General features: G+C 71.1%; 22 protein-coding genes. 12 read left to right on the top strand and 10 right to left on the bottom strand.

The features are described from left to right. Nucleotides 1-28 precede the first annotated feature (28 nt). Entirely contained in the window at nt 29-865 is an 837-nt protein-coding gene (locus G4X40_RS16865; RefSeq protein ID WP_277834111.1) for a maleylpyruvate isomerase family mycothiol-dependent enzyme, read from the bottom strand. Nucleotides 866-928: 63 nt separating this feature from the next. On the opposite strand from G4X40_RS16865, the gene G4X40_RS16860 reads away from it, so the two are divergent. Next, on the top strand, nt 929-1,396 hold the full coding sequence (locus G4X40_RS16860) for an adenylyltransferase/cytidyltransferase family protein (protein WP_277834110.1): 468 nt from the start codon (nt 929-931) through the stop codon (nt 1,394-1,396). A gap of 18 nt (nt 1,397-1,414) precedes the next feature. Here G4X40_RS16860 and G4X40_RS16855 read toward each other — a convergent pair whose 3' ends face one another. The 6 genes from G4X40_RS16855 to G4X40_RS16830 all read right to left on the bottom strand — a co-directional run bounded on the left by G4X40_RS16855 (nt 1,415) and on the right by G4X40_RS16830 (nt 6,934). After that, nucleotides 1,415-1,846, bottom strand: coding sequence for a type II toxin-antitoxin system Rv0910 family toxin (locus tag G4X40_RS16855; protein WP_277834108.1), 432 nt, complete (start codon nt 1,844-1,846; stop codon nt 1,415-1,417). Between the two features lie 43 nt (nt 1,847-1,889). Beyond that, entirely contained in the window at nt 1,890-2,273 is a 384-nt protein-coding gene (locus G4X40_RS16850) for a thiol-disulfide oxidoreductase DCC family protein (protein WP_277834106.1), read from the bottom strand. A 5-nt stretch (nt 2,274-2,278) separates the two neighbouring features. Continuing rightward, nucleotides 2,279-2,461 carry an antitoxin gene (locus tag G4X40_RS16845; protein WP_277834104.1) on the bottom strand — a complete coding sequence of 61 codons (183 nt, stop codon included), beginning with the start codon at nt 2,459-2,461 and terminating at the stop codon, nt 2,279-2,281. An 86-nt stretch (nt 2,462-2,547) separates the two neighbouring features. Next, a complete protein-coding gene (locus G4X40_RS16840) occupies nt 2,548-5,028 on the bottom strand; it encodes an HAD-IC family P-type ATPase (protein WP_277834102.1) in 2,481 nt (826 codons plus the stop codon). A gap of 32 nt (nt 5,029-5,060) precedes the next feature. After that, nucleotides 5,061-6,176, bottom strand: coding sequence for an MBL fold metallo-hydrolase (locus G4X40_RS16835; protein ID WP_408642228.1), 1,116 nt, complete (start codon nt 6,174-6,176; stop codon nt 5,061-5,063). Between the two features lie 26 nt (nt 6,177-6,202). Further along, nucleotides 6,203-6,934, bottom strand: a complete 732-nt coding sequence (locus tag G4X40_RS16830) for an enoyl-CoA hydratase (RefSeq protein WP_277834100.1) — start codon at nt 6,932-6,934, stop codon at nt 6,203-6,205. 115 nt (nt 6,935-7,049) lie between these two features. Here G4X40_RS16830 and G4X40_RS16825 point away from each other — a divergent pair, with 115 nt between their 5' ends. The 9 genes from G4X40_RS16825 to G4X40_RS16785 all read left to right on the top strand — a co-directional run bounded on the left by G4X40_RS16825 (nt 7,050) and on the right by G4X40_RS16785 (nt 18,100). Beyond that, the gene (locus G4X40_RS16825; protein WP_277834098.1) at nt 7,050-8,171 is read left to right on the top strand and encodes an NAD(P)-binding domain-containing protein; all 1,122 of its coding nucleotides are present in this window, start codon (nt 7,050-7,052) and stop codon (nt 8,169-8,171) included. A gap of 41 nt (nt 8,172-8,212) precedes the next feature. Then, nucleotides 8,213-9,217, top strand: coding sequence for an LLM class flavin-dependent oxidoreductase (locus G4X40_RS16820; protein ID WP_277834097.1), 1,005 nt, complete (start codon nt 8,213-8,215; stop codon nt 9,215-9,217). Beyond that, nucleotides 9,214-10,863, top strand: a complete 1,650-nt coding sequence (locus G4X40_RS16815; RefSeq protein ID WP_277834095.1) for an ABC-F family ATP-binding cassette domain-containing protein — start codon at nt 9,214-9,216, stop codon at nt 10,861-10,863. Before G4X40_RS16820 ends, G4X40_RS16815 begins: the two co-directional genes overlap by 4 nt. Further along, nucleotides 10,860-11,777, top strand: a complete 918-nt coding sequence (locus G4X40_RS16810; protein WP_277834094.1) for an ABC transporter ATP-binding protein — start codon at nt 10,860-10,862, stop codon at nt 11,775-11,777. The genes G4X40_RS16815 and G4X40_RS16810 overlap by 4 nt, the downstream gene beginning before the upstream one ends. After that, the gene (locus G4X40_RS16805; protein ID WP_277834093.1) at nt 11,774-12,955 is read left to right on the top strand and encodes an ABC transporter permease; all 1,182 of its coding nucleotides are present in this window, start codon (nt 11,774-11,776) and stop codon (nt 12,953-12,955) included. Before G4X40_RS16810 ends, G4X40_RS16805 begins: the two co-directional genes overlap by 4 nt. 10 nt (nt 12,956-12,965) lie before the next feature. Then, nucleotides 12,966-14,549: an acetyl-coenzyme A carboxylase carboxyl transferase subunits beta/alpha gene (locus tag G4X40_RS16800; RefSeq protein WP_277834092.1), complete on the top strand. Its 1,584-nt coding sequence runs from the start codon at nt 12,966-12,968 to the stop codon at nt 14,547-14,549. Continuing rightward, nucleotides 14,546-15,412 (top strand): type IV toxin-antitoxin system AbiEi family antitoxin domain-containing protein, encoded by an 867-nt coding sequence (locus G4X40_RS16795; protein WP_277834090.1) that lies wholly within the window; start codon nt 14,546-14,548, stop codon nt 15,410-15,412. The genes G4X40_RS16800 and G4X40_RS16795 overlap by 4 nt, the downstream gene beginning before the upstream one ends. Before the next feature lie 69 nt (nt 15,413-15,481). Beyond that, a complete protein-coding gene (locus G4X40_RS16790) occupies nt 15,482-16,084 on the top strand; it encodes a hypothetical protein (protein WP_277834088.1) in 603 nt (200 codons plus the stop codon). Nucleotides 16,085-16,192: 108 nt separating this feature from the next. Next, a complete protein-coding gene (locus G4X40_RS16785) occupies nt 16,193-18,100 on the top strand; it encodes a propionyl-CoA synthetase (protein WP_277834087.1) in 1,908 nt (635 codons plus the stop codon). Nucleotides 18,101-18,154: 54 nt separating this feature from the next. Here G4X40_RS16785 and G4X40_RS16780 read toward each other — a convergent pair whose 3' ends face one another. Continuing rightward, nucleotides 18,155-18,697: an OmpA family protein gene (locus G4X40_RS16780; RefSeq protein ID WP_277834085.1), complete on the bottom strand. Its 543-nt coding sequence runs from the start codon at nt 18,695-18,697 to the stop codon at nt 18,155-18,157. 231 nt (nt 18,698-18,928) lie between these two features. On the opposite strand from G4X40_RS16780, the gene G4X40_RS16775 reads away from it, so the two are divergent. Continuing rightward, a complete protein-coding gene (locus G4X40_RS16775; RefSeq protein ID WP_277834084.1) occupies nt 18,929-19,792 on the top strand; it encodes a YhjD/YihY/BrkB family envelope integrity protein in 864 nt (287 codons plus the stop codon). 27 nt (nt 19,793-19,819) lie between these two features. Here the strand turns inward: G4X40_RS16775 and G4X40_RS16770 are convergent, their stop codons facing one another. Then, the gene (locus G4X40_RS16770) at nt 19,820-21,151 is read right to left on the bottom strand and encodes a hypothetical protein (protein ID WP_277834083.1); all 1,332 of its coding nucleotides are present in this window, start codon (nt 21,149-21,151) and stop codon (nt 19,820-19,822) included. A 100-nt stretch (nt 21,152-21,251) separates the two neighbouring features. Between G4X40_RS16770 and G4X40_RS16765 the strand changes: the two genes are divergently transcribed. Next, nucleotides 21,252-21,827, top strand: coding sequence for a sugar O-acetyltransferase (locus G4X40_RS16765; RefSeq protein ID WP_277834082.1), 576 nt, complete (start codon nt 21,252-21,254; stop codon nt 21,825-21,827). A gap of 94 nt (nt 21,828-21,921) precedes the next feature. Here G4X40_RS16765 and G4X40_RS16760 read toward each other — a convergent pair whose 3' ends face one another. Beyond that, nucleotides 21,922-22,281: an FKBP-type peptidyl-prolyl cis-trans isomerase gene (locus G4X40_RS16760; protein ID WP_277834080.1), complete on the bottom strand. Its 360-nt coding sequence runs from the start codon at nt 22,279-22,281 to the stop codon at nt 21,922-21,924. Nucleotides 22,282-22,364 lie beyond the last annotated feature (83 nt).

Here is a 22,364-nt window from a genome sequence, read left to right as displayed (position 1 = left end):
CGGCAAGACGCGCACCCGCGGCGAGCCGTCAGATCGCGAACCGCAGGTTGTCGACGACCGCCCACCCGAGCTGGTGGTCGCCGAGGATCTCGACGTCGTCCCGGTGCGCCGGACCGTCCGTACGCCCGCCGGTGAGCCGCGCGAACAGCCACGCGTCGAGCACGATCGTCACGTCGGGGGGACCGTCCAGGTGCTCGACGACAGCCGCCCGCCCGTCCACCGCGACGTGCAGGCTGCGCGGCAGCGGACCGACCGTCTCGATCGTGATGCGCGACCCCTCCGGCGCGTGCGCGCGCTTGCCGACCAAGAAGCCGAGCGCACCGACGATCTCCTCCCACGCCAGTGCCGCGCGCGGCCCGCCGTCGGGACCCGGCAGGCCGACGGCGTCGCGGAGGTCGAGTTCGTGCATCCAGCAGTCGTAGACACGGATCCGCATGAACCGTCCGTACGACTCCGGCCCGACCGGCGTCACCGTCTGATCGTCGAAGTCGGCCTGGGTCATCGCCTCGAGGGCGGCCCGCCGCTGCGCGGTGACCGTCCGGTACCGGTCGACGAGTTCGGCGGGCGGGAGCGCCCGCATGCTCTCGACCCACCTCTCGTTGAGCGCCCCGATCTCGTTGCGCACGTGGGTCGCCTCGGCCAGACGCGCCTGCGTCTGTACATCCGGCTGCGGCGGCTGCTGCCCGGTGAGCATCGACTCGGTGCCGATCAGGTGCGCGACCACGTCGTGCACGGTCCAGCCCGGCAGCGCGGTCGCTGCCCTCCACTGGGCGTCGGTCAACCCGCCGAGCAGTCCCTCGATCGCGGACCACTGCTCGGACAACGCCTCGGTCACGGCCTCTTTCGCTACCACGGTGTGGCTCACCCGGTGGACGATACGCGCCGGACCTGCTGCGCGGAGGCGCACCGGCGGGGAACAATCGACGAGGTGGGCACCCTGACTCTGCACTGGCACACCGCGCAACCGCACCCGATCCGGCCGGTCGTGGCCACCGGGGTGTTCGACCTGCTGCACGTCGGCCATCTGCGGCTGCTGCGCGAGGCGCACCGGCGCGGCCACCCGCTGGCCGTCGGTGTGGAGGGCGACCAGCGGGTGCGCGCATGGAAGGGTGAGACCCGGCCGCTGAACCCCGCGACCGACCGCGCCGAGGTGCTCGGCGAACTCCGTTGCGTCGACGGCACGTTCGTCATCACCGGCGGCGCGGATGCCACCGGCTGGCAGCACTACCTCGAACTGCTGCGCCCGCTGGCGCCGCACGCGCTGGTGTTCACCGAGGGTGACCCGTTCACCGAACCCAAACGTCGCGCCGCCGAACACCTGGGCGCCGAGGTCTGGACGGTGCCGCAGGTACCCGACCGCTCCACCTCGGCGATCGTCGAGCGGTTCTGCTACTGAACAGTTCCCGGCCGGTTGCTAGTCCGACAGCGCCGAGAACGCCTCAAGGGAGCGCTGCACGTCGCCCTTGAGCGCGCGGGCCACGCCCGACCCGACCAGACCGAACAACATCGGCCCGGAAAAGTCGACCTCGAGCGTGAACGTGGCATGGTCACCCTTCGGCGCGATCGAGAGCACGAGGTCGACCTTCGTGCCGCCCTTGCCGTGCCCCTTGAGTTTGATGTGGTCGATCGGCGCGTACTCGGTCATCGTCCAGTCGATGCGGTTGCGCATGCCCTTGACCGAGACCACCGAGGTCAGCTGCAGACCCTCGTGCAGTTCGGTCGGCAGCTCGCAGCGCCAGCCGTCGTGGATCTGCAGCCACTCGTCGAACCGGCTCAGATCCGCGGCGCGCTCCCACGCGGCCTGCGGGCTGAGCGACACGACCTCGGACACCTTCAGCTTCGCCATGACCGACACCTTACCGTCGAGTAAGTTCCGTCGCCGCCGGGTGTCAGCGCGCCGAGCACGCGGCCGACCCGCCGGGCAGCCGATGCCGGTTGTCGGCGACCCAGCGGTAGCCGGCGTCCTGGGCCGCGCGGATCCCGGGCAGCCGGTACACCCACAGCGGAAGCCGCGTGCCGACCGCCGCGGACAGCGCCGCATTGAGCGCGCCCGCGCCGCGGTGGCGGCGACCGTCCGGTTCGCGCGCCCAGGCCGCCGCCAGCGCCTGCTGCTCGTCGACGCCGAAGTACTCACACGCGCCGGGTTCCTGCAGCGCGCGGGCGCTCACCCGGCCGTGACGGTCGATCCGGCGCAGGACCGCGAGCGCGCGCATGCAGAAGCCGCAGTCCGCGTCGTACAGCAACTCCACCCGGTAGCCGGATCGTGGGAGCACGCCCCTCACCCCTCCTGCTTGAGTGCCTTCTTCACCGCGTCCTGCGCCGAGTCGACCTTGTCGGCGAACTTGCCGCCGGTCTTCTCGTCGAACAGGTCACCGGCCTTGTCGACGACCTGACCCACCTGCTCGGGGTGCTCGGCGAGCGCCTCCTTCGCCTTGCCGGCCAGATCCTTGAACGAGTCCATCACGCCCACATCGGCTCCGATCGTCGAGCGCGGGTCGGTCCCGCGCGTATCCGGTGTCAGTTCAGTGTCACAGTGCGTTCCCGGTCTCAGGCCGGTGCCCCGTCGTGGGCGCGCCAGCCCCGCTTGAACACCGTGCGCCCGTCCTTGGTCACCGCCCGGCCGATCCACCACACCGCCTCGATGCAGACGGCGCCGATCGCCCCGCACACGAACGCGATCGACGTCCAGGCCCAGTTGGTCGGGTCGAGCTGGAAGAAGTCCCGGGTGAACGGGATCAGGAACAGCCCCACGTAGGCGACCGCGGACGCGACGATCAGGATCAGCTTCCACCAGACATAGGGCCGCGCGACCACCGCGAGCACCCACAACGCCACCGTGATCAGCGTGATCAGTGCACTGGTCGACACCTGCACCTTGGTCGTGTGGTCGGCGTCCTGGCCCTGGTACACGAGCAGATAGCAGACGAACGTCGCCACGCCGACGACGATGCCCGAGGGGATCGCCAGGCGCAGCACCCGCGCGACGAAGCCTGTGCGGGCCCGCTCGTTGTTCGGCGCCAGCGACAGGATGAACGCCGGCACGCCGATGGTGAACCAGGCCGCGATGGTCACGTGTCGCGGCAGGAACGGATACGAGATGGGGTCGAAGCCGAACGGCTTGGACAGCACGCCGGTGACGCCGACGAGGAGCGCCAGCAGCACCGAGTAGACGGTCTTGGTCAGGAACAGGTTCGAGACCCGCTCGATGTTGCCGATGACCCGCCGGCCCTCCCCGACCACATAGGGCAGGGTCGCGAACTTGTTGTCCAGCAACACGATCTGCGCGACCGCGCGGGTGGCCGGGCTGCCCGCGCCCATGGCCACGCCGATGTCGGCGTCCTTGAGCGCCAGCACGTCGTTGACGCCGTCCCCGGTCATCGCGACCGTGTGCCCGCGCGACTGCAACGCGGCGACCATCGCGCGCTTCTGGTCGGGCCGCACCCGACCGAAGATGCGGGAGTGCTCGAGGGTGTCTGCGAGTCCCGCGGTGTCCTCGGGCAGCGTGCGCGCGTCGACCGCGTCCTTGCCGCCGGCGAGTCCGAGCGACTCGGCGACGGCGCCGACCGAGATGGCGTTGTCGCCGGAGATCACCTTGACCTGCACGTCCTGGTCGTCGAAGAACTCGAGGGTCTCGCGTGCGTCGGGCCGCACCCGCTGCTCGAGCACGACCAGCGCCTGCGCGGTCACCGTGCTCGGCGCGGCGGCGTCGTCGACCGTCCGGTCGCTGCTCGCCACCAGCAGCACCCGCAGGCCCTTCGCCCCGATCCGCTCGGCCTCACGCGCGGTGTCGTTGTCCGGGTCCAGCAGCACGTCGGGCGCACCGAGCACCCAGTTCCCGTTGTCGCCGTAGGAGATCCCGCTCCACTTCTTCGCCGACGAGAACGGCGCGACCGCGGTCGCCCTCCAGCCGGGAGCCTGCGGGTATGCCTCCGCGACGGCCTGCATGCTCGCGTTCGGTCGCGGATCGTCCGCGGCGAGCGCCGCGAGCGCCTGCTCGATCTGCGCCTGAGGCCGGTCGCCGACGACCCGCAGGTCGGCCAGGCGCATCCCGTTCTCGGTGAGCGTGCCGGTCTTGTCGGCGCACACGACATCGACGCGTGCCAGGCCCTCGATCGCCGGCAGTTCCTGCACCAGGCAGTTGCGCCGGCCCAACCGGACGACGCCGACCGCGAAGGCGATCGACGTCATCAGCACGAGACCCTCGGGGACCATCGGGACCAGCGCGGCGACCATGCCGCGCAACGAGTCGAACAGGCCCTCTCGGCTGGAGAACAACTGGTTGTAGATCGTCAGCAGCCCGGCGGGGATCAGCAGATAGGTGACGAGTTTGAGGATCTTGTCGATGCCGGTGCGCAGTTCCGAGTTGACCAGCGAGAACTTGCTGGCCTCGTCGGCGAGCTTGGCGGCGTACGCGTCCTTGCCCACCTTGGTCGCCCGGTAGGCGCCGCCGCCGGCGGCCACGAAGGAGCCCGAGAGCACCTTGTCGCCGGGCCGCTTCACGACCGGATCCGATTCGCCGGTGAGCAGCGACTCGTCGACCTCGAGCGCCTCGGCCTCCTCGATCACGCCGTCGACGACGATCTGGTCACCGGAGCCGAGTTCGATGATGTCGTCGAGGACGACGTCGTGCGGCGACAGGTCACCCGAGGCTCCGTCGCGCCGGACCACCGGCCGCGCCTGGCCGACGATGGTCAGCTTGTCGAGGGTGCGCTTGGCCCGCAACTCCTGGATGATGCCGATCCCGCTGTTGGCGATGATGATCAGCCCGAACATGCCGTCGATCGGCGATCCGGTGGCGAGCACGATGACCAGCAGCACTGCGAGGATCGCGTTGATCCGGGTGAAGACATTGGCGCGCACGATGTCGCGCACGGACCTCGACCCGCGCTCGGGCACGTCGTTGGTCTGCCCGGCGGCGACCCGCTCGGCCACCTGCTCGGCGGTCAGTCCGGTCCGCACCGACACCTGCGCCGGGCGGATGTCGGCCTGCGCATCGTCCGCGCGGTCACCATCGAGGTCGAGAGCCATTCCCCGAGCGTATTCGAGTGGCAGTACGGGCGTCAGGCTAGCGGGCTCCACCAGTCCTCGACGGAGGGCGAGGACTCGAGATCCACCCGCTGACCGGGCCGCGGCACGACCGTCTCCGTGCCGGCCGCGTCGGCCGCCCACAGCAGTCGCTGAACCGGCTCGGCCCAGGAATGCATCGCCAGATTGAAGGTGCCCCAGTGGATCGCCAGCAGCGGAGCGTGCGCCGGATCGCCCTTCCCCAGGTCGGTGTGCATCTGCACCGCCTCCTCCGGATCCAGGTGGATGTCCGGCCACTGCCGCGCGTACGCGCCGATCGGCATCAGCGTCAGGTCGAAGGGGCCGTGGTCGCGGCCCACCTCCTCGAAGGCGCCGGTGATCCCGGTGTCGCCGGCGAAGAACACCCGGTGCCGGGGCCCGGCGATCACCCACGAGCACCACTGGGTGGTGTTGCGCACCAGGCCGCGGCCGGAGAAGTGCCGGGCCGGGGTGCAGTTGACCGTCAGTTCCCCGACGGTCGCCGACTCGCCCCAGTCGCACTCGACGATCCGCTCCGCGGGTACCCCCCACCGGCGCAGGTGGGCGGAGACCCCCGTCGGCACCGCGAACGGCGCCCGCTGGGTGGCGAGCAGCTGCCGGACCGCGTGCTTGTCCAGATGGTCGTAGTGGTCGTGTGAGATCACGATGAGGTCGAGCTCCGGCAGCTGTGCCGCCGGTTCGGGGACCGGGTGCAGGCGCCTCGGCCCGATCAGTGCGGACGGCGACACCCGGTCGCAGAACACCGGATCGGTGAGCACACGCAGCCCGTCGATCTCCAGCAGCACGGTCGCGTGCCCGTACCAGGTGGCCGCGAGCGCGCCCGCCTGCGCGGGATGGTCCGGCCGCCGGACCGGCACCGGCCCCGACGGAGTGCCCACCCGCCCGCGCCGCAGCATCTCGACCATCACCGAGCGCTGCTCCCCCGGCGCGACCGCCTCGGACGGTTCGAGATTGTGGAAGGCACCGCGCCGGTAATGCGGCGACGACGCCGCGTACGGCCGGATCTCCGCCCGACCGGCGCCCATGTGCGCGGGGATGCGCCACGCCTCGCGGGCGAGGACGGCGCCGAGCGCCACCAGTCCGGCCGCCGCAGCCACTGTTCGACTCTTCACCGCACGAATCTCCACCGTTCGCATCCTCACCGGCCCTCGAACCTGGGTGCGCGCTTCTCCGCGCGGGCGGCGCGGGCTTCGAGCTTGTCCTGGCTGGACCACGCGGCGACGAACGCCGCCTGCTGCAGATCGTTCGGCGGGGCGAGGGTGCCGTCGTCGTTGAGCACGAGTTTGAGGTGGCGCAGCGTCAGCGGCGCCAGCCCGGCGATCGTGTGCGCCCATTCCTGTGCGGCCGCGAGGTCGCCGATGCGATTGGCCAGCCCGACCTCGAACGCCCGTTCCGCGCCGATGCTCTCCGCGCCGAGCAGCACCGAGCGCGCAGGCCCGCCACCGGCCAGCGAGACCAGCCGCTTGACCGTCCAGTTATCCACCGCCAGACCGAGTTTGGCGACCGGGATGGCGAACCGCCCGTAGTCGCCGACCACCCGTAGGTCGCAGGCGAGCGCGAGCTGACAGCCCGCTCCGATCGCGGGACCGTTGACCGCGGCGATCACCGGGACCGGGGCGGAGTCGATCGAACGCAGCATCGCGAGAAGTGCATCCGGGAACTGCGCCGCATAGACCTCGCCGGACAGGTCCGCGCCCGCACAGAAGCTGCTGCCCTCCCCGGTGATCACGACGGCCCGGGCATCGTCGACGACCGCCTGCTCCACGGCGTCGCGCAGCCGCGTGCACATGTCGGTGTCGAGTGCGTTGCGCTTGTCGTGACGACGCAACTCCAGCGTGACGACCTCGCCGGCGCGAGTGATGCCGATCATGCGGATCCTTTCGCTCTGTGACCGATCACAGTGTCAGAGAACTTACCGCGCACCGGCGTCCCATCCGGCGGAACACGACGGGCGTCATCGGGGTTGTGTCAGCCGGAGGTGCGCGATGAAATCCGTGACCGAGTCGGCGAACGTGGCCGAGCGGGAGATCGTGGTGATCGGGGCGGGCCAGGCGGGCCTGTCCGCCGGGTACTTCCTCACCCGCGCCGGGCTGGCCCCCGAATCCGATCTCACCATCGTCGACCACGCGCCCGGCCCCGGTGGGGCGTGGCAGTTCCGGTGGCCGTCGCTGACCCTGCGGACGGCCAACCGGGTGCACGACCTGCCGGGTCTGCCGCTGCGCACCGATCGCGACGAGGTGCCGGCTGCGGTGGTCGTGCCGGCTTACTTCGCCGAGTACGAGCGGCGCTTCGGGCTGCGGGTGCGTCGGCCGGTGAGCGTGCGCGCGGTCCGCGGCGACGGCGAGCTCCTACGGGTGGAGACCGACTCCGGCACATATCTGACGCGCGGGCTGATCAACGCGACCGGCACCTGGGAGCGCCCGTTCGTGCCGTACTACCCCGGTATCGGGCTGTTCCGCGGCCGCCAGTTGCACACCCGGGACTACGTGCGCGCCGACGAGTTCGCCGGCAAGCGCGTCGTCGTGGTCGGCGGCGGGATCTCCGCCGTACAACTGCTCGACGAGATCTCCCGCGTGGCCTCGACGACCTGGGTGACGCGGCGTGAACCCGAGTTCCACGAGCAGCCGTTCTCCGCCGACGACGGCCGGGCCGCGGTGGCGCGGGTCGAGGACCGGGTGCGCCACGGACTGCCCGCCGAGTCGGTGGTCTCGGTGACCGGGCTGCCGGTCACCGACCGAGTCCGTGCGGCCCGCGCCCGCGGCGTGCTGCGCCGGCTGCCGATGTTCTCACGGATCACCGAGGACGGGGTCGTGTGGGACCGGCAGCTGCCCGGCGGGCCGGCCGCCGGAACCGCACTGGAGGCCGATGTGATCCTGTGGGCCACCGGTTTCCGCTCCGCGCTCGACCACCTGGCGCCGCTGCAGCTGCGTGGCCCCGGGGGCGGCATCACGATGACCGGCCGGCTCGCCACCGAGGTCGCCGCGGACCCGCGCATCCACCTGCTCGGCTACGGCCCCACGGCCAGCACGATCGGCGCCAACCGCGCCGGCCGGGTGGCGGTGCGCGAGCTGCTCACGCACCTCGGGCAGCCGGCGCCTGTCGTCTGAGCCACGGGAATGGTGAGCGCCGCTAAGTTGTTGGTGGGACTGTGAGCATTCCCGTCTCGGTCCTCGACCTGTCCCCCGTCACCACCGGCTCGTCGGTCGGCCAAGCCCTGCGCAACACCCTCGACCTGGCGCGCCGCGTCGAGGAACTGGGATACCACCGCTTCTGGCTGGCCGAGCACCACTCGATGCCCGGCATCGCCAGTTCCGCACCGTCGGTCATGATCGGCCAGGTCGCCGCGGCCACCTCCACGCTGAGGGTCGGCTCCGGCGGAGTGATGCTGCCCAACCACGCGCCGCTGGTCGTGGCCGAGCAGTTCGGCACGCTCGACGCGCTGTTCCCCGGCCGGATCGACCTGGGCATCGGCCGCGCCCCCGGCACCGATCAGGTCACCGCGCACGCACTGCGCCGGCAGGCCGACGCACTGTCGGCAGAGGACTTCCCGCAGCAGCTGGCGCACCTGCGTGCCTTCTTCGACGACGGCTTCCCGGCGGACCACCCCTACGCCGCGATCACCGCGGTGCCCGGCCTGGGCGCGGAGGTCGCCGTGTGGCTGCTCGGCTCGAGCACCTACAGCGCGCAGGTTGCAGGGCTGCTCGGCCTGCCGTTCGCCTTCGCCCGGCACTTCTCGCCCGCGCAGACCATGCCCGCGCTGGAGGCGTACCGCTCGACCTTCCGCCCGTCCGATGTCCTCGACGAGCCCTACGCGATGGTCACCGTGACCGCGATCGCCGCGGACACCGACGAGCGCGCCGACTACCTGGCCGCGCCGCTGCGGCTGACCATGGCCCGGCTGCGGTCCGGCAACCCCGGCCGGTTCCCGAGTCCGGAGGAGGCCGCCGCCAACCCGCTGACCGCCGAGCAGCGCGCACTGCTGGCGCCGAGCTCGGCCGGGTACATCGTGGGCGGCCCGGAGTCGGTGCGCGCCCAGTTCGACGAACTGCTGACGCTGACCGACGCCGACGAGGTGATGGTGTCCTCGCTGATGCACGACCACGCCGACCGGGTGCACTCCTACGAGCTGGTGGCCGACATACTCACTGCATGAGTGCCACCCTGCATGCCCGTGGACTGTCGGCCGGTCACGGCGCGCGCACCCTGTTCGCCGACCTCGATCTGGTGCTCGCCCCGGGCGACGTGATCGGGCTGGTAGGCGTCAACGGTGCGGGCAAGTCCACGCTGCTGCGCCTGCTCGCCGGCGCACGAGAACCCGGCACAGGCGGTGCGGTCACGCTGAGCCCACCGGACGCGATCGTCGGCCACCTGGCGCAGGAACACGAACGGCGCGTCGGCGAGACCGTGCTCGAGCATCTCGGGCGGCAGACCGGTGTGGCCGCCGCCGAGCGGGAGATGGACGCCGCCGCCGAATCGCTGGCCAGTGGTGGTGAGGGCGAGGGCGGCGCCGGTGAGGACCGCTACACGCCCGCGCTGGAGCGCTGGCTGCACCTCGGCGGTGCGGACCTGACCGAGCGGGTGCCGCAGGTGCTCGACGAGGTCGGGTTCACGCTCGATCCGGCCACCGCGATGACCGCATTGTCGGGCGGTCAGGCCGCCCGCGTCGCGCTGGCCGTGCTGCTGCTCTCGCGGTACGACGTGCTGTTGCTCGACGAGCCGACCAACGACCTCGACCTGAACGGCCTGGCGCTGCTGGAGGATTTCGTCGCCGCCACCGCGGTGCCGCTGATGGTGGTCAGCCACGACCGTGAGTTCCTGGCCCGCACCGTGACCGGCGTCGTCGAACTCGACCTCGCTCAGGGCCGCGTCAACGCGTATGACGGCGGATACGAGTCGTACCTGGCCGAACGCGAGATCGCCCGCCGGCACGCCCGCGAGCGCTACGAGGAGTACGCCGACACCCGTTCGTCGCTCGAGGAACGCGCACGGACGCAACGGAACTGGCTCGAGCACGGCGTCCGCAACGCCCGCCGCAAGTCCACCGACAACGACAAGATCGCCAAACGACACCGCGCCGAGTCCACCGAGAAGCAGGCTGCGAAGGCCCGCCAGACGCAGCGCCGGATCGAGCGGCTCGAGGTCGTCGAGGAGCCGCGCAAGGAGTGGGAACTGCGCATGCAGATCGCCGCGGCCCCGCGCAGCGGATCGGTGGTCGCGACGCTGAACCAGGCGGTCGTCACGCGCGGGGGCTTCACCCTCGGACCGCTGACCCTCGAGGTGAACTGGGCCGACCGCATCGTGATCACCGGCGCCAACGGGGCCGGCAAGTCGACGCTGTTGCGGCTGCTGCTGGGCACGCTCACACCGGATTCGGGGTCGGCGACGCTCGGCTCGGGCGTGCAGGTCGGCGAGGTCGACCAGGCGCGCGGACTGTTCCTCGGCAACCGGCCACTGGCCGAGGCGTTCGGGCTGCAGGTGCCGGACTGGCCCGACGCGGAGGTGCGCACACTGCTGGCGAAGTTCGGCCTGCGCGGACCGCACGTGATGCGTCCGGCGTCGTCGCTGTCGCCGGGCGAGCGCACCCGCGCCGCGCTCGCGCTGCTACAGGCGCGCGGGGTGAACCTGCTCGTCCTCGACGAGCCGACGAACCACCTGGACCTGCCCGCGATCGAACAGCTCGAGCAGGCGCTCGCCGACTTCGAGGGCACACTGCTGCTGGTCAGCCACGACCGTCGTCTGCTCGACGCGGTGCACAGCACCCGGCGATGGGAGGTCGGCGGCGGTACGGTCCGGGAGTGACCAACGGCAGGACCCTTCTCGACACGACCCTGAGCCTCGACCGGATCGGCAAACGCTACGGCGACGTCGTCGCCCTGCGGGAGCTGACCTTCGACGTGCGTCCCGGCGAGATCTTCGGTTTCGTCGGCAGCAACGGCGCCGGCAAGACCACCGCCATGCGCATCGCCATGGGCGTGCTGGCCGCAGACTCGGGCGAGGTCCGCATCGGCGGCAGCCCGGTGGACCTGTCGCTGCGCCGGCGCATCGGCTACATGCCCGAGGAGCGCGGCCTGTACCCGAAGATGAAGGTCGGACCGCAGCTGACGTATCTGGCCCAGCTGCACGGGTTGTCGGCATCCGACGCCCGGGGCGCCGCGCAGCGCTGGGCGCACCGGCTCGGCGTCGCAGAGCGTCTCGGCGATCCGGTGCAGGCGCTGAGCCTGGGCAACCAACAGCGGGTGCAGCTCGCCGCGGCGCTCGTGCACGACCCGTCGGTGTTGATCCTCGACGAACCGTTCTCCGGCCTGGACCCGGTCGCGGTCGACGTGATGAGCGAGGTGCTCGCGGAGAAGGCCGCCACCGGTGTGCCCGTGGTGTTCTCGAGCCATCAACTCGACCTGGTCCAGCGGCTCTGCGACCGGGTCGCGATCATCGCCCGCGGCGAGCTCCGCGCACTGGGCACCGTCGACGAACTCCGCGACCGCGGCACCACCCGCATCGAGATCGTCGCCCCCCAGGCGCCCGCAGACTGGGCCGACCGGGTCCCCGGCGTCCGGGTGCTGGGCCTGTCGAACGGCCAGACGACGGTCGAGCTCGCCGCGGATGCCGACGATCAAGAGTTGCTTGCCGCGGCGCTGCGCACAGGTCCGGTGCACCGGTTCGCCCCGCGCAAGCCGGACCTGACCGAACTGTTCCGCGAGGTGGTCTCCGCATGAACGTCATCGTGCTGGTCGCCCGCCGCGAGTTCACCGCTCGACTGCGCACCAGGGCCTTCCTGATCAGCAACATCGTGATCGTCGCGGCGGTCGTGGTCGGGCTGGTGCTCGCCTCTGCGCTGTCCGGGTCGAGCACCACCGCCGCCACGAATGTCGGGCTGGTCGGGCCGGCATCGTCGCTGTCGGCAACGCTGACCCACACCGGCGAGGCGGCGGGGGTGCCGATCGACCCGATCGACCTGCCCGACGAGGCCCGGGCGAAGGCCGACATCCAGTCCGGCTCCGTCGACGCCGCGCTGGTGCCGGACGGCCACGAGCACTACCGCGTGCTGACGAAGACGAGCCTCGACGAAAAGGTCGCGGGCGTGCTGGGCGCGGCCGTCAAGCAGCAGGCCCTGGCGAACGTGCTTGTCGCACAGGGCGTGGACCCGGCACAGCTCGCCGTCGCCACCTCCGCCGCCGGAATCACCGTCACCTCTCTGACCCCGCCCGACCCGCAGAAGGGTCAGCGGATCGGGCTGGCGTACACCGCGGTCGTCCTGCTCTACGCGACGTTGCTGATGTTCGGCATGTATGTGGCGATGGGCGTCGTCGAGGAGAAGGCGAACCGCGTGGTCGAGCTGCTGCTGTCGACCATCCGGCCACTGGAGTTGTTGTGGGGCAAGGTCATCGGCATCGGTCTGGTGGGCCTGGCCCAGCTCGCACTGATAGGCGCTGTCGCGGTGATCACTGCGACGGCGACCGGGCTGATCACGATCGGCGGGACCGCTGTCGCGGTGTTCGGATCCGCGCTCGGTTGGTACGTGTTGGGTTTCGTGTTCTTCGCGGTGCTCTATGCCGCGGCCGCGTCGATGGTGTCGCGGCAGGAGGATCTCAACTCCACCACGATGCCGCTGACGCTGCTGGTGATCGCCATGTTCGCGGTGGCGCAGGCCTGCGTACAACATCCCGATGGCGACCTCAGCAACACGCTCAGCTGGATTCCCCCGTTCTCCACGGTGCTGATGCCGATCCGGATCGCCGCCGGGGTGACCGGAACCGCCCAGATCGTCGGGACCATCGCACTGATGCTGGTGGCCTGCCTGGCGATGTCGCTGCTGGCGGCCCGCATCTACCGGCGCTCGATCCTGCAGACCGGAACCAAGATGTCCTGGCGCGACGCGCTGGCCAGGTCGTGAGGGAGGCCCGATGACACGGATCACCGCGGTGCAGATGTGCCGACAGGTACTCGATCCCGGCAGCTTCCGGTCCTGGGACAGCCCGCCGGTGAACGTGCGGCCGGGCCCCCGCTACGCGGACGACCTCGCGCGCGCCGCCGAGCGCAGCGGTGCTGACGAGTCGGTGCTGACCGGCGAGGGCCTGGTGCGCGGGCGCCGGGTCGCCGTGATCGCTTGTGAGTTCGGCTTCCTCGGCGGTTCGGTCGGGGTCGCCGCGGCCGAGCGGATCGTCGCGGCGATCGAGCGCGCGACCGCCGAGCGGCTGCCGCTGCTGGCGTCGCCGACCTCCGGCGGCACCCGGATGCAGGAGGGCACGGTCGCGTTCCTGCAGATGGTCAAGATCGCCGCGGCCGTCGAGATCCACAAGGCCTCACACCTGCCGTACCTCGTCTACCTGCGCAACCCCACCACCGGCGGCGTGTTCGCGTCGTGGGGCTCGCTCGGACACGTCACCGTCGCCGAACCCGGTGCGCTGGTGGGGTTCCTGGGCCCGCGCGTGTACCAGGCGCTGTACGACGAGCCGTTCCCCGACGGGGTGCAGACGGCCGAGAACCTCTACCACAACGGGGTCATCGACGGCGTCGTGAAGCTCCAGCACCTGCGGGCGCTGGCCATCCGCGCGTTGCGGGTGCTCGCCCCGGAACCGGTGGCGCAGCGCGGCTTCGAGCCTGCACCGGTGCAGGTGCCGGACCTGCCCGCGTGGGAGTCGGTCCGGCGGTCGCGCCGTCCGCAGCGCCCGGGAATCCGTCAGCTGCTGCGGCATTCGGCGACAGATCTGGTGCCGCTGAGCGGTACCGGGCAGGGCGAGGCCGACCGCTCGCTTGTGCTTGCCCTGGCGAGGTTCTCCGGGCATGCCGCGGTGGTGCTCGGCCAGGACCGCGCCGGCCAGACGCGCACCAGCCCGCTGGGTCCGGGGGCGTTGCGCGAGGCCCGGCGCGGCATGAAGCTGGCCGAGCAGTTGCGGATCCCGCTGGTGCTGGTGATCGACACGCTCGGCGCCGCGCTGTCGAAGGAGGCCGAGGAGGGCGGTCTGGCGCACGAGATCGCCCGCTGCCTGGCCGAGCTCGTCACACTGCGCACGCCCACGGTGTCGGTGCTGCTCGGCCAGGGCACCGGCGGCGGCGCGCTCGCACTGATGCCGGCCGACCGGGTGCTCGCGGCCGAGCACGGCTGGCTGGCACCGCTCCCCCCGGAGGGCGCCAGCGCGATCGTCTACCGCGATACCGACCACGCCGCGCAGCTCGCCGAGGAGCAGGGCATCCGGTCGGCCGACCTGCTGCGCGCCGGCATCGTCGATGCGATCGTCCCCGAACTGCCCGACGCCTCCGACGAACCGGTCGCGTTCGCGACCCGCGCCGGCCGCGCGATCGCCCGTGAGTTGCAGCACCTGTCGCTGGTCCCGGAGCCGACGCGGCTGGCCGCGCGGATGTCCCGGTATCGGAACCTCGGGCTGCCACGTCCTGATCCCGTGGGATTCCGCCCGGTATCCGGGCGGAATCGCACGATTTCACCGGCGGGGAACCGACCGGTACCACGCGCGTCCAACCCTGCATGACCCCGACCTCAGTGCACGCGACAATGGCCGGACAGGATGGCGTGATCACCCTCGGCCAGGCACTGCAGGCGGGAATGAGCGAGTCCGCGGTCCGTCGCCGCGTGGCATCCGGAGAGTGGCGGCGCCTGACGACCGGGGTGTATCTGCGCGCGGATCGACAGCACACCGCCGCGGTCCGGCTGCGCGCCGCCGTGTACGGCGCGGGATCCGAGGCCGTCGCATACGGACCGAGTGCCGCCTGGTGGCACGACCTGATCGACAGGCCTCCGACGCGGTGCCACGTGACCATCCCCGAACGCCGCACCGTCCGCGCCCGCGACGGCGTACGGGTCCGTCGGCGGGACCTGAACCCTGCCGACATGCTCATCCGGAAATCACTGCCGTGCACCGCGCTCGAGCTGACCGTGCTCGAGGCGGCGGTGGACATGCGGGACGGGTCGGTGATGATGGACCGCGCCCTGCAGCGGCGCACCACCCTGGCGGCGCTGCAGGCGGCCCACGAACGCAATCTCGGCCGGCGCGGCTCCACCGCGGCCGCGGCCCTGCTTCGCTCCGCCGGCGAGGGCGGGGCGTCCGAGGCCGAACGGATGCTGCACCGCCTGCTCCGCCGGGCGGGGATCGCCGGGTGGAGGCCGCACGTCCGCAGCTGCGGCTACGAGATCGATGTCGCGTTCACCCGGGCGCGGTTGGCGATCGAGGTCGACGGGTGGGCGTGGCACCGCGACGTCGAACGGTTCAACCACGACCTCGAGCGCCAGAACGTGCTGGTGAACGCCGGCTGGCACATGTTGCGGTTCAGTTGGCATCAACTGCGCCACGACCCGAACCGGGTACTCGGCCAGATCCTCGCCGCGCTCGGCTGATCTCGTGGGATTCCGCCCGGTATGCGGGCGGAATCCCACGGTGTCGACTTGCCGTAGGGTGCGCTGAGTATGACTGGCGTTCGCAACACGATTCGAGGTGACGGACTCGCGGCTGCGGCGGTTCTGCTGGCCTCCTGCGGGTCTCGCGACTACCCCGGCGCCTCGCTCGACACGCTACCTGCGAACGCGGTGGGTGCCGTCTCTCTCGGACCCCACGGGCTCGAGGGGAGCGACGTGTTCGACCAGAACCGTTCGCTGGTCTTCCTGTTCGACGCGGCCGGAGACCTGGTCGGCCGCATCGAAGGCGACGACATCCACGGGAACCAGGTGCTCGCGTCGCCGGCCCGGCTGGTGACTGTGTCCGCGCGTGCGGTGACCACGCTCACCGCGACATCCCGCGCCGAGTACCCCATCGACGAATCCGCGGTGACGGCGGCGGCGAACGACCCCGTCACCGGCGCAACGACCCTGTGGTTCAACAGCGGCCGGAGCAGCACCTTCGTCACCGTTGCCGGCGACGGTACGACCACCACCGGCTCGGTGCCCAGCCTGGTGGACGCCGCGGCGCAGTGCGGCGACCACGCCACCGCCCGCGACGTCGGACCCGCCGACGCCGACGGCCGGTACCGCTACGCAGCCTCCGAGCTCGACCTGCTCGGCGGATCACGATGATCGTGTGGGATTCCGCCCGGTATCCGGGCGCAATCCCACAGTGTCCGAATTTCGACGCAGCCCCTTAGGGTGTAGTGCAGATCACAGGCAACGAGAGGACATGAGCCGATGAGTGCAGTCGAGCCCCGCAGCGGCGCCTACGCCGAGGCGTTCCGTCAGAGCATCGACGAGCCGGAGAAGTTCTGGCTGGACGCGGCCCGCGCCGTCGACTGGGCGCAGTTCCCGACGCGTGCGCTCGACGACTCGGCCGCGCCGATGTACCGGTGGTACCCGGACGGTTCGCTCAACACCTGCGTCAACGCGCTCGACCGGCACGTGGCCGCCGGCCGCGGCGACCAGACCGCGCTGATCTACGACTCGGCGATGGTCCCGACCGTGCGCCGGTACACGTATGCCGAACTGCTCGACCAGGTTTCCCGCTTCGCCGGTGCACTCGCCGAGCGGGGCGTGACCGCGGGCGACCGCGTGATCATCTACATGCCGATGATCCCGGAGGCGGCGATCGCGATGCTCGCCTGCGCACGCATCGGCGCGGTGCACTCGGTCGTGTTCGGCGGATTCGCCGCCAAGGAACTCGCCGCGCGGATCGAGGACGCGCAGCCCCGCGCGGTCGTCACCGCCTCGGGCGGGCTCGAACCGGGCCGCGTCGTCGAGTACCTGCCGATGGTCAACCGGGCGCTGGAGCTGGTTGCCGACCCGCCCGCGACCGTCATCGTCAAGGACCGCGAGCAGGTCCCCGGGTCGGCGGCGGAGCGCCCCGGCTGGCTCGACTGGGACACCGTGGTCGCGCAGGCGCAGCCCGCCGAACCGGTGACCGTCGCGGCCACCGATCCGCTGTACATCCTGTACACCTCGGGGACCACCGGCAAGCCCAAGGGCGTGGTCCGCGACAACGGCGGTCACGCGGTCGCGATGACCTGGTCGATGCGCAATGTGTACGACATCGGCGCGGGCGACATCATGTGGACCGCCTCCGACGTCGGCTGGGTGGTCGGGCACTCGTACATCGTCTACGGGCCGCTGCTGGTCGGCGCGACGACGGTGATGTACGAGGGCAAGCCGGTCGGGACCCCGGACGCCGGCGCATTCTGGCGGGTCATCCAGGAGCACGGCGTGCGCGCGCTGTTCACCGCACCCACCGCGCTGCGGGCCGTGCGCAAGGCCGATCCAGAGTCCGCCGAACTCGAGAAGTACGACGTGTCGACGCTCGAGACACTGTTCGCCGCGGGCGAGCGCCTCGACCCGGACACCTACAAGTGGGCCCGCCACACCTTGGAGGTGCCGGTGATCGACCACTGGTGGCAGACCGAGACCGGCTGGGCGATCTGCGCGAACCTCACCGGGCTCGAGCCGATGCCGGTCAAAGCAGGCTCCCCGACCGTCGCCGTGCCCGGCTACCGGGTCCGCATCGTCGACGAACACGGCGCCGAAGTGCCGCCGAACACCGAGGGCAACATCGTCATCGGGCTGCCGCTGCCGCCCGGGACGCTGACCGGGCTGTGGCACGACGACGAGCGGTACGTCGGCTCCTACCTGTCCGCGTACCCCGGCAACTACGCGACCGGAGACTCCGGCTACATCGACGAGGGCGGCTACGTCTTCGTCCTCGGCCGCAGTGACGACGTCATCAACGTTGCGGGACACCGGCTTTCCACCGGCAGCATGGAGGCGGTCGTGGCCTCGCATCCCGCGGTCGCCGAGTGCGCGGTGATCGGCATCCGCGATTCACTCAAAGGCCAGCGCCCCAGCGGCTACGTCGTGCTCAAGGCCGGCGTGGACATCGCCGACGACACCCTGCGCGACGAGTTGGTGGCGATGGTCCGGGACCAGATCGGCGCGGTCGCGACCTTCCGCGACGTGACGGTCGTGCCGGCGCTGCCGAAGACTCGCTCCGGCAAGATCCTGCGAAAGACCATGCGGCAGATCGCCGATCACGAGCAGTACACGGTCCCCTCGACCATCGAGGACGTGGCGGTGCTCGAAACACTCGAACAGGTCATTCGCTCGGCCGAGTAGCCGCCTGCGCCGTCGCCACCATCGAGCGTGGCGACGGCGCGGACGAGCGCCGGGTTACGACCCCGCAACGGTGATCTTCGCGTGGCTGACGTCCACGTCGCCCCCGGGGTTGGCGGTACCGGCCGTCGTGATCCGTGAGTTGTCGATGCCGTTCTTCTCGAGCTCGGCGGCCACGTTGTCCGCCCTCTGCGTGGCCAGCGACTTCGCCGCCACCGCGTTCGAGTCGTTGGCATAGGCCTCGACGGTGATCTTGCTGTCGTTCGTCTTCAGTACGGCCGCCACCGCCTTGAGCGTCACGGTGTCGAGCGTGCTGAGGTCCGAACTGCCCTCGGTGAACGCAATGGGTGCGACACCGAGCGCTTTGTTGATCCCGTCCTGCACGGCCTGCTGAGCAGTGTTCAGCGCGGAGCTGACCACCGACGACGCCGTCTCCTTGGCACTGCTCAGGGCGCCCGCGCCGGCCCCTCCCTCGGCGGTCGCGGTGGGGGTGGCCGCGGTGGTGGCCGAGCTGTTCGACTCGTTGCTCGACGAGCACCCGGCCAGGGCGCACGCCCCGATGGCGATCGCGACAGTTCCGTACAGCAACCGGTTCGGCATCAGACGACTCCCTTGGACGGTTGGGGCGAGTGGTTTCGCCGGGCGTTCGCACGCGGAGTTTCTCACGCCCGCGCGCCTCCCGGGTCCGGAACGATCGTCGCGCGCCGACGGCGCGCGCGCCTCGCCCGGAACGGGTGAACTGCTGCACACGTTCACCCCTTGCGTGTGAGGCGGCAGGCACGCCGTTCGCCGAAGGTGTCGGTATCAGTGTCGTGACCGAGGGGAGTTCAGGTGAAATCGACGAAGCTCGCCGAACTCGTCAACCAGGAGAAGATCGCCGCGCACCGGCAGAACGCCGAGGGCTGGCTGCTCAACAACCCGGTCGGCCGGACCGCGCAGCGCATCCTCGACGGGTTCCTCGCGATCGAGCTGACCGACCGTGCCATGACCCTGGCCGCGCAGTCGTTCAGCTCGGTCCTGCCCGTCGTCATCGCGGTGGCGTCGATCCGGCAGGCCACTCCCATCCGCGACACGCTCACGCAGCAGTTCGGGGTGAGCCCGAGTGTCCTCAAGCACTTCGAGGGTGTCGACTACACCGCCCCCACCTACACCACGTTCGGTGTCATCGGCATTCTGATGCTGATCATCAGCGGCACGTCCTTCGCCCGCGCGCTCGGCCGGGTTTATGCCCGGATCTGGGATGTCGAACCCGCTGGGATCCGCGGCGCCTGGCGCTGGTTGGTCGCCGTCCTCGCCGCGGCGTCCGCGGTGGCCGGTGCCGGGGCCGCCACCCGGCTCGCCGCGATCTCCGTGCTGGGACCACCGCTCGAGTGGCTCGCCGAGTTCCTGGTCTGGCTGGCGCTGTGGACCCTGCTCCCCTACCTGCTCACCGAGGGCCGGATCTCCGGTCGCCCCCTGTGGGCCACCGGCTTCCTCACCGCCGTCGCGGTGGCGGCGACTCGGATCGGCGCCCGCCCGTTCCTCACGCACTCGGCGGCGAGCGCCCAGGACAAGTTCGGCGCGCTCGGTCTCGTCTTCACACTGATCAGCTGGGCGTTCGTGATGTGGATCGTCGTCATCGGCGTCGGCGTGATCACCAAGGCGCTGTTGCTCGACGAGGGCTGGGTCGGAAAGGCCCTGCGCGTCAAGGCCTGACCCGCGGCACGACCTGACGTTTGCCGGTCACGTCGCCGGGGTGTCCCGAGCCGGCACCGTCCGCGCCGGGCGCCCGACCAGTTCCAGCGCGAGCAGCAGCAGAACTGCGACGATCACCGTCCACACCACGACCATGCCGGTCGGGTAGCGCCAGAACGCGATGGTCAGTACCGCCGCGCCGACCACCACCAGGCGCAGCGGCGTGAGGTAGGCGCCGACGAACGACTCGACGGCGTTCGGCGTGTGGTCCGGGCCGGGGCGACGCACCCGGTCGACGGCTCGACCGAACCCGGACCGCACGGCGCGCGCCGACCGCGACGGGCCCGCGAGGTACCCGACGATCGCGATCACCAGCGCGACCGCCAGGACCGCCCGCAGCAGGGTGCGCAGCGGCGCCAGCACGGCATCGATGATCGCCCTGGCGGCATCCGGGGACAGCACGGTCGGTGGCACGTCGTGCAGGTAGACGGCGCGGCCGAGTGCGAGCCCGATCGCCAGCAGCAGCATCGCGAGGGTACCGCTGACCCCGACGAGTGCGAGTGCGCGCAACCGGCGTCCGCCGGGCGCGACCCACACCGCACCGGCGGCGACCGCCAGCGCGATCCACGGCAACCAGTCGGCCAGCCGGTCGAGGAGGCGCACCCCGTGTTGCGCCTTGATCACATCCGCCGACTGGAAGATCACGAACTGGGCGTTCACCTCGGGGAGCCGGTCTACGAAGGTGAGGCCTCGCTGATCGAGCCGCTCCTTGACCGTCGAGAGGATCGCCTTCAGGTTGACGCTGACCGTGCCCTTCTTGTCGACCTGCAGGGCCGCGCCCTGGTCGCCCGTCACCACCGCGACCAGGTTCTTGTGGGCCGCCCGATTGGCCTCCACCCACATCTGCTCGAACTCGGAGCTGGTGACCAGTGTGGTCACGGTCTGGTGGATCAGCGACTGCGCGCCCGAGGCGGCCATCGCCGGCAGGCTCGACAGCGCCGCGGAGGCGAGCGGGCGGTTTGCCAGTCCCGGCGCGTTCTCGGTCAGCGCCCCCACCGCATCCGCGGTCATCGCCCGGACGTCGACGTGGTCGAGGACCGTCGAGGTGATCTTGTCGGCCAGCTCCGCCTGCACCGCCGGGTCGGAGGCCAGCGGGGTCACGGTGGCGACGTACCGGTCGGTGTCGAGCACCTGGCTGCGCACGAACCGCGCGGCGACCGACCCCAGCACCAGCATCCCGAATATCACCAGCAGCACCCCGCACGCGGTCCAGCGCAGGCCCCGGGCACGCGACCGCGGCGTCGCCGCCTGCGCCCGCAGCCGCTCGAGTTCGGCGCGCTCGTCCTCGTCCAATGCCGTGCTGCGACCCTCGTCGACCATCGCGGCGTCCCCCTCTGCTCGATTCCGTCCCCCGAACCCTGCACGACAGCTTGTCCCGGGACACCACCCGCTGCGGGTGATGCGCCGTAGGGTCGCGAACATGGCCGGACACCGAGAACGCATGATGGGCGGCGAACTCTATCGGGACGACGACCCGGATCTCGTCGCCGCGCGCAGGCGATGCGGACGCCTGCTCGACCGCTACAACGCCACCACCGCCGACGAGGACGCCGAGCGGTTCGCGCTCCTCGAACAGCTACTGGGCGCCGTCGGCCCCGGCTCGTGGGTCATGCCGCGGTTCCAGTGTGACTACGGCACGCAGATCCGGCTGGGCAGCAACACCTTTCTCAACTACGACGCCATCCTGCTCGACTGCGCGGCGATCACCGTCGGCGACGACGTGTCGATCGGTCCGCGAGCACAACTGCTGACCGCGCTGCACCCGATGGACGACCATCGCGCGCGCCGGCAGCGCTGGGAGTCCGCCGAGCCGGTGGACATCGGCGACAACGTGTGGCTGGGCGCCGGGGTGATCGTGTGCCCGGGCGTGACCATCGGACACAACACGGTCGTGGGCGCCGGCAGTGTGGTCACCCGCAGCCTGCCCGACCACGTGTTCGCGGCGGGCAACCCCTGCCGCGTGATCCGGCCGCTCCCGCGCGAGGAGCCGCGCTGAGCCGCCTCGGCAAAAAGCACACCGTCCGGTCGTGCGCGCACGCGACAGCACGCGCGCACGACCGGACGGTGTGCGGATCCTCAGATGCAGGCGGCTACTGCGCGCCCAACAGGTCGATGACGAACACCAGCGTCTTGCCCGACAGCTGGTGCCCGGCGCCGGCCGGGCCGTAGGCGAGCTCCGGCGGGATCGTCAGCTGGCGGCGGCCGCCGACCTTCATCCCCGGGATGCCGTCCTGCCAGCCCTGGATCAGCCCGCGCAGCGGGAACTGGATCGACTCGCCGCGGCTCCACGAGGAATCGAACTCCTCGCCCGACTCGAACTCGACACCCACGTAGTGCACGTCGACCACGCCACCGGGCACGGCCTCGGCGCCGTCGCCGACGACCAGGTCCTTGATGACCAACTCGGTGGGAGCAGGTCCCTCCTGGAACTCGACTTCTGGCTTGCTCATGGCTTTCCTTCCGGCCGGGTTTGCGGAATCCTCACCCTAGCGAACAGTTGTTCGCGGCCCGGCCCGCACCTCGGGCGGGCCCC

It is taken from the genome of Speluncibacter jeojiensis, from assembly GCF_029589495.1.
GTDB lineage: Bacteria > Actinomycetota > Actinomycetes > Mycobacteriales > Mycobacteriaceae > Speluncibacter > Speluncibacter jeojiensis.
This window is presented reverse-complemented; position numbering and strand designations above follow the sequence as displayed.

Bases quoted from the DNA above. Each gene is read 5' to 3' on its own strand.
- G4X40_RS16855 (WP_277834108.1), bottom strand. From the start codon at position 1,846: ATGGCGAAGCTGAAGGTGTCCGAGGTCGTGTCGCTCAGCCCGCAGGCC.
- G4X40_RS16845 (WP_277834104.1), bottom strand. From the start codon at position 2,461: ATGGACTCGTTCAAGGATCTGGCCGGCAAGGCGAAGGAGGCGCTCGCC.
- G4X40_RS16840 (WP_277834102.1), bottom strand. From the start codon at position 5,028: ATGGCTCTCGACCTCGATGGTGACCGCGCGGACGATGCGCAGGCCGAC.
- G4X40_RS16830 (WP_277834100.1), bottom strand. From the start codon at position 6,934: ATGATCGGCATCACTCGCGCCGGCGAGGTCGTCACGCTGGAGTTGCGT.
- G4X40_RS16825 (WP_277834098.1), top strand. From the start codon at position 7,050: ATGAAATCCGTGACCGAGTCGGCGAACGTGGCCGAGCGGGAGATCGTG.
- G4X40_RS16815 (WP_277834095.1), top strand. From the start codon at position 9,214: ATGAGTGCCACCCTGCATGCCCGTGGACTGTCGGCCGGTCACGGCGCG.
- G4X40_RS16805 (WP_277834093.1), top strand. From the start codon at position 11,774: ATGAACGTCATCGTGCTGGTCGCCCGCCGCGAGTTCACCGCTCGACTG.
- G4X40_RS16800 (WP_277834092.1), top strand. From the start codon at position 12,966: ATGACACGGATCACCGCGGTGCAGATGTGCCGACAGGTACTCGATCCC.
- G4X40_RS16795 (WP_277834090.1), top strand. From the start codon at position 14,546: ATGACCCCGACCTCAGTGCACGCGACAATGGCCGGACAGGATGGCGTG.
- G4X40_RS16790 (WP_277834088.1), top strand. From the start codon at position 15,482: ATGACTGGCGTTCGCAACACGATTCGAGGTGACGGACTCGCGGCTGCG.
- G4X40_RS16785 (WP_277834087.1), top strand. From the start codon at position 16,193: ATGAGTGCAGTCGAGCCCCGCAGCGGCGCCTACGCCGAGGCGTTCCGT.
- G4X40_RS16780 (WP_277834085.1), bottom strand. From the start codon at position 18,697: ATGCCGAACCGGTTGCTGTACGGAACTGTCGCGATCGCCATCGGGGCG.
- G4X40_RS16770 (WP_277834083.1), bottom strand. From the start codon at position 21,151: ATGGTCGACGAGGGTCGCAGCACGGCATTGGACGAGGACGAGCGCGCC.
- G4X40_RS16765 (WP_277834082.1), top strand. From the start codon at position 21,252: ATGGCCGGACACCGAGAACGCATGATGGGCGGCGAACTCTATCGGGAC.
- G4X40_RS16760 (WP_277834080.1), bottom strand. From the start codon at position 22,281: ATGAGCAAGCCAGAAGTCGAGTTCCAGGAGGGACCTGCTCCCACCGAG.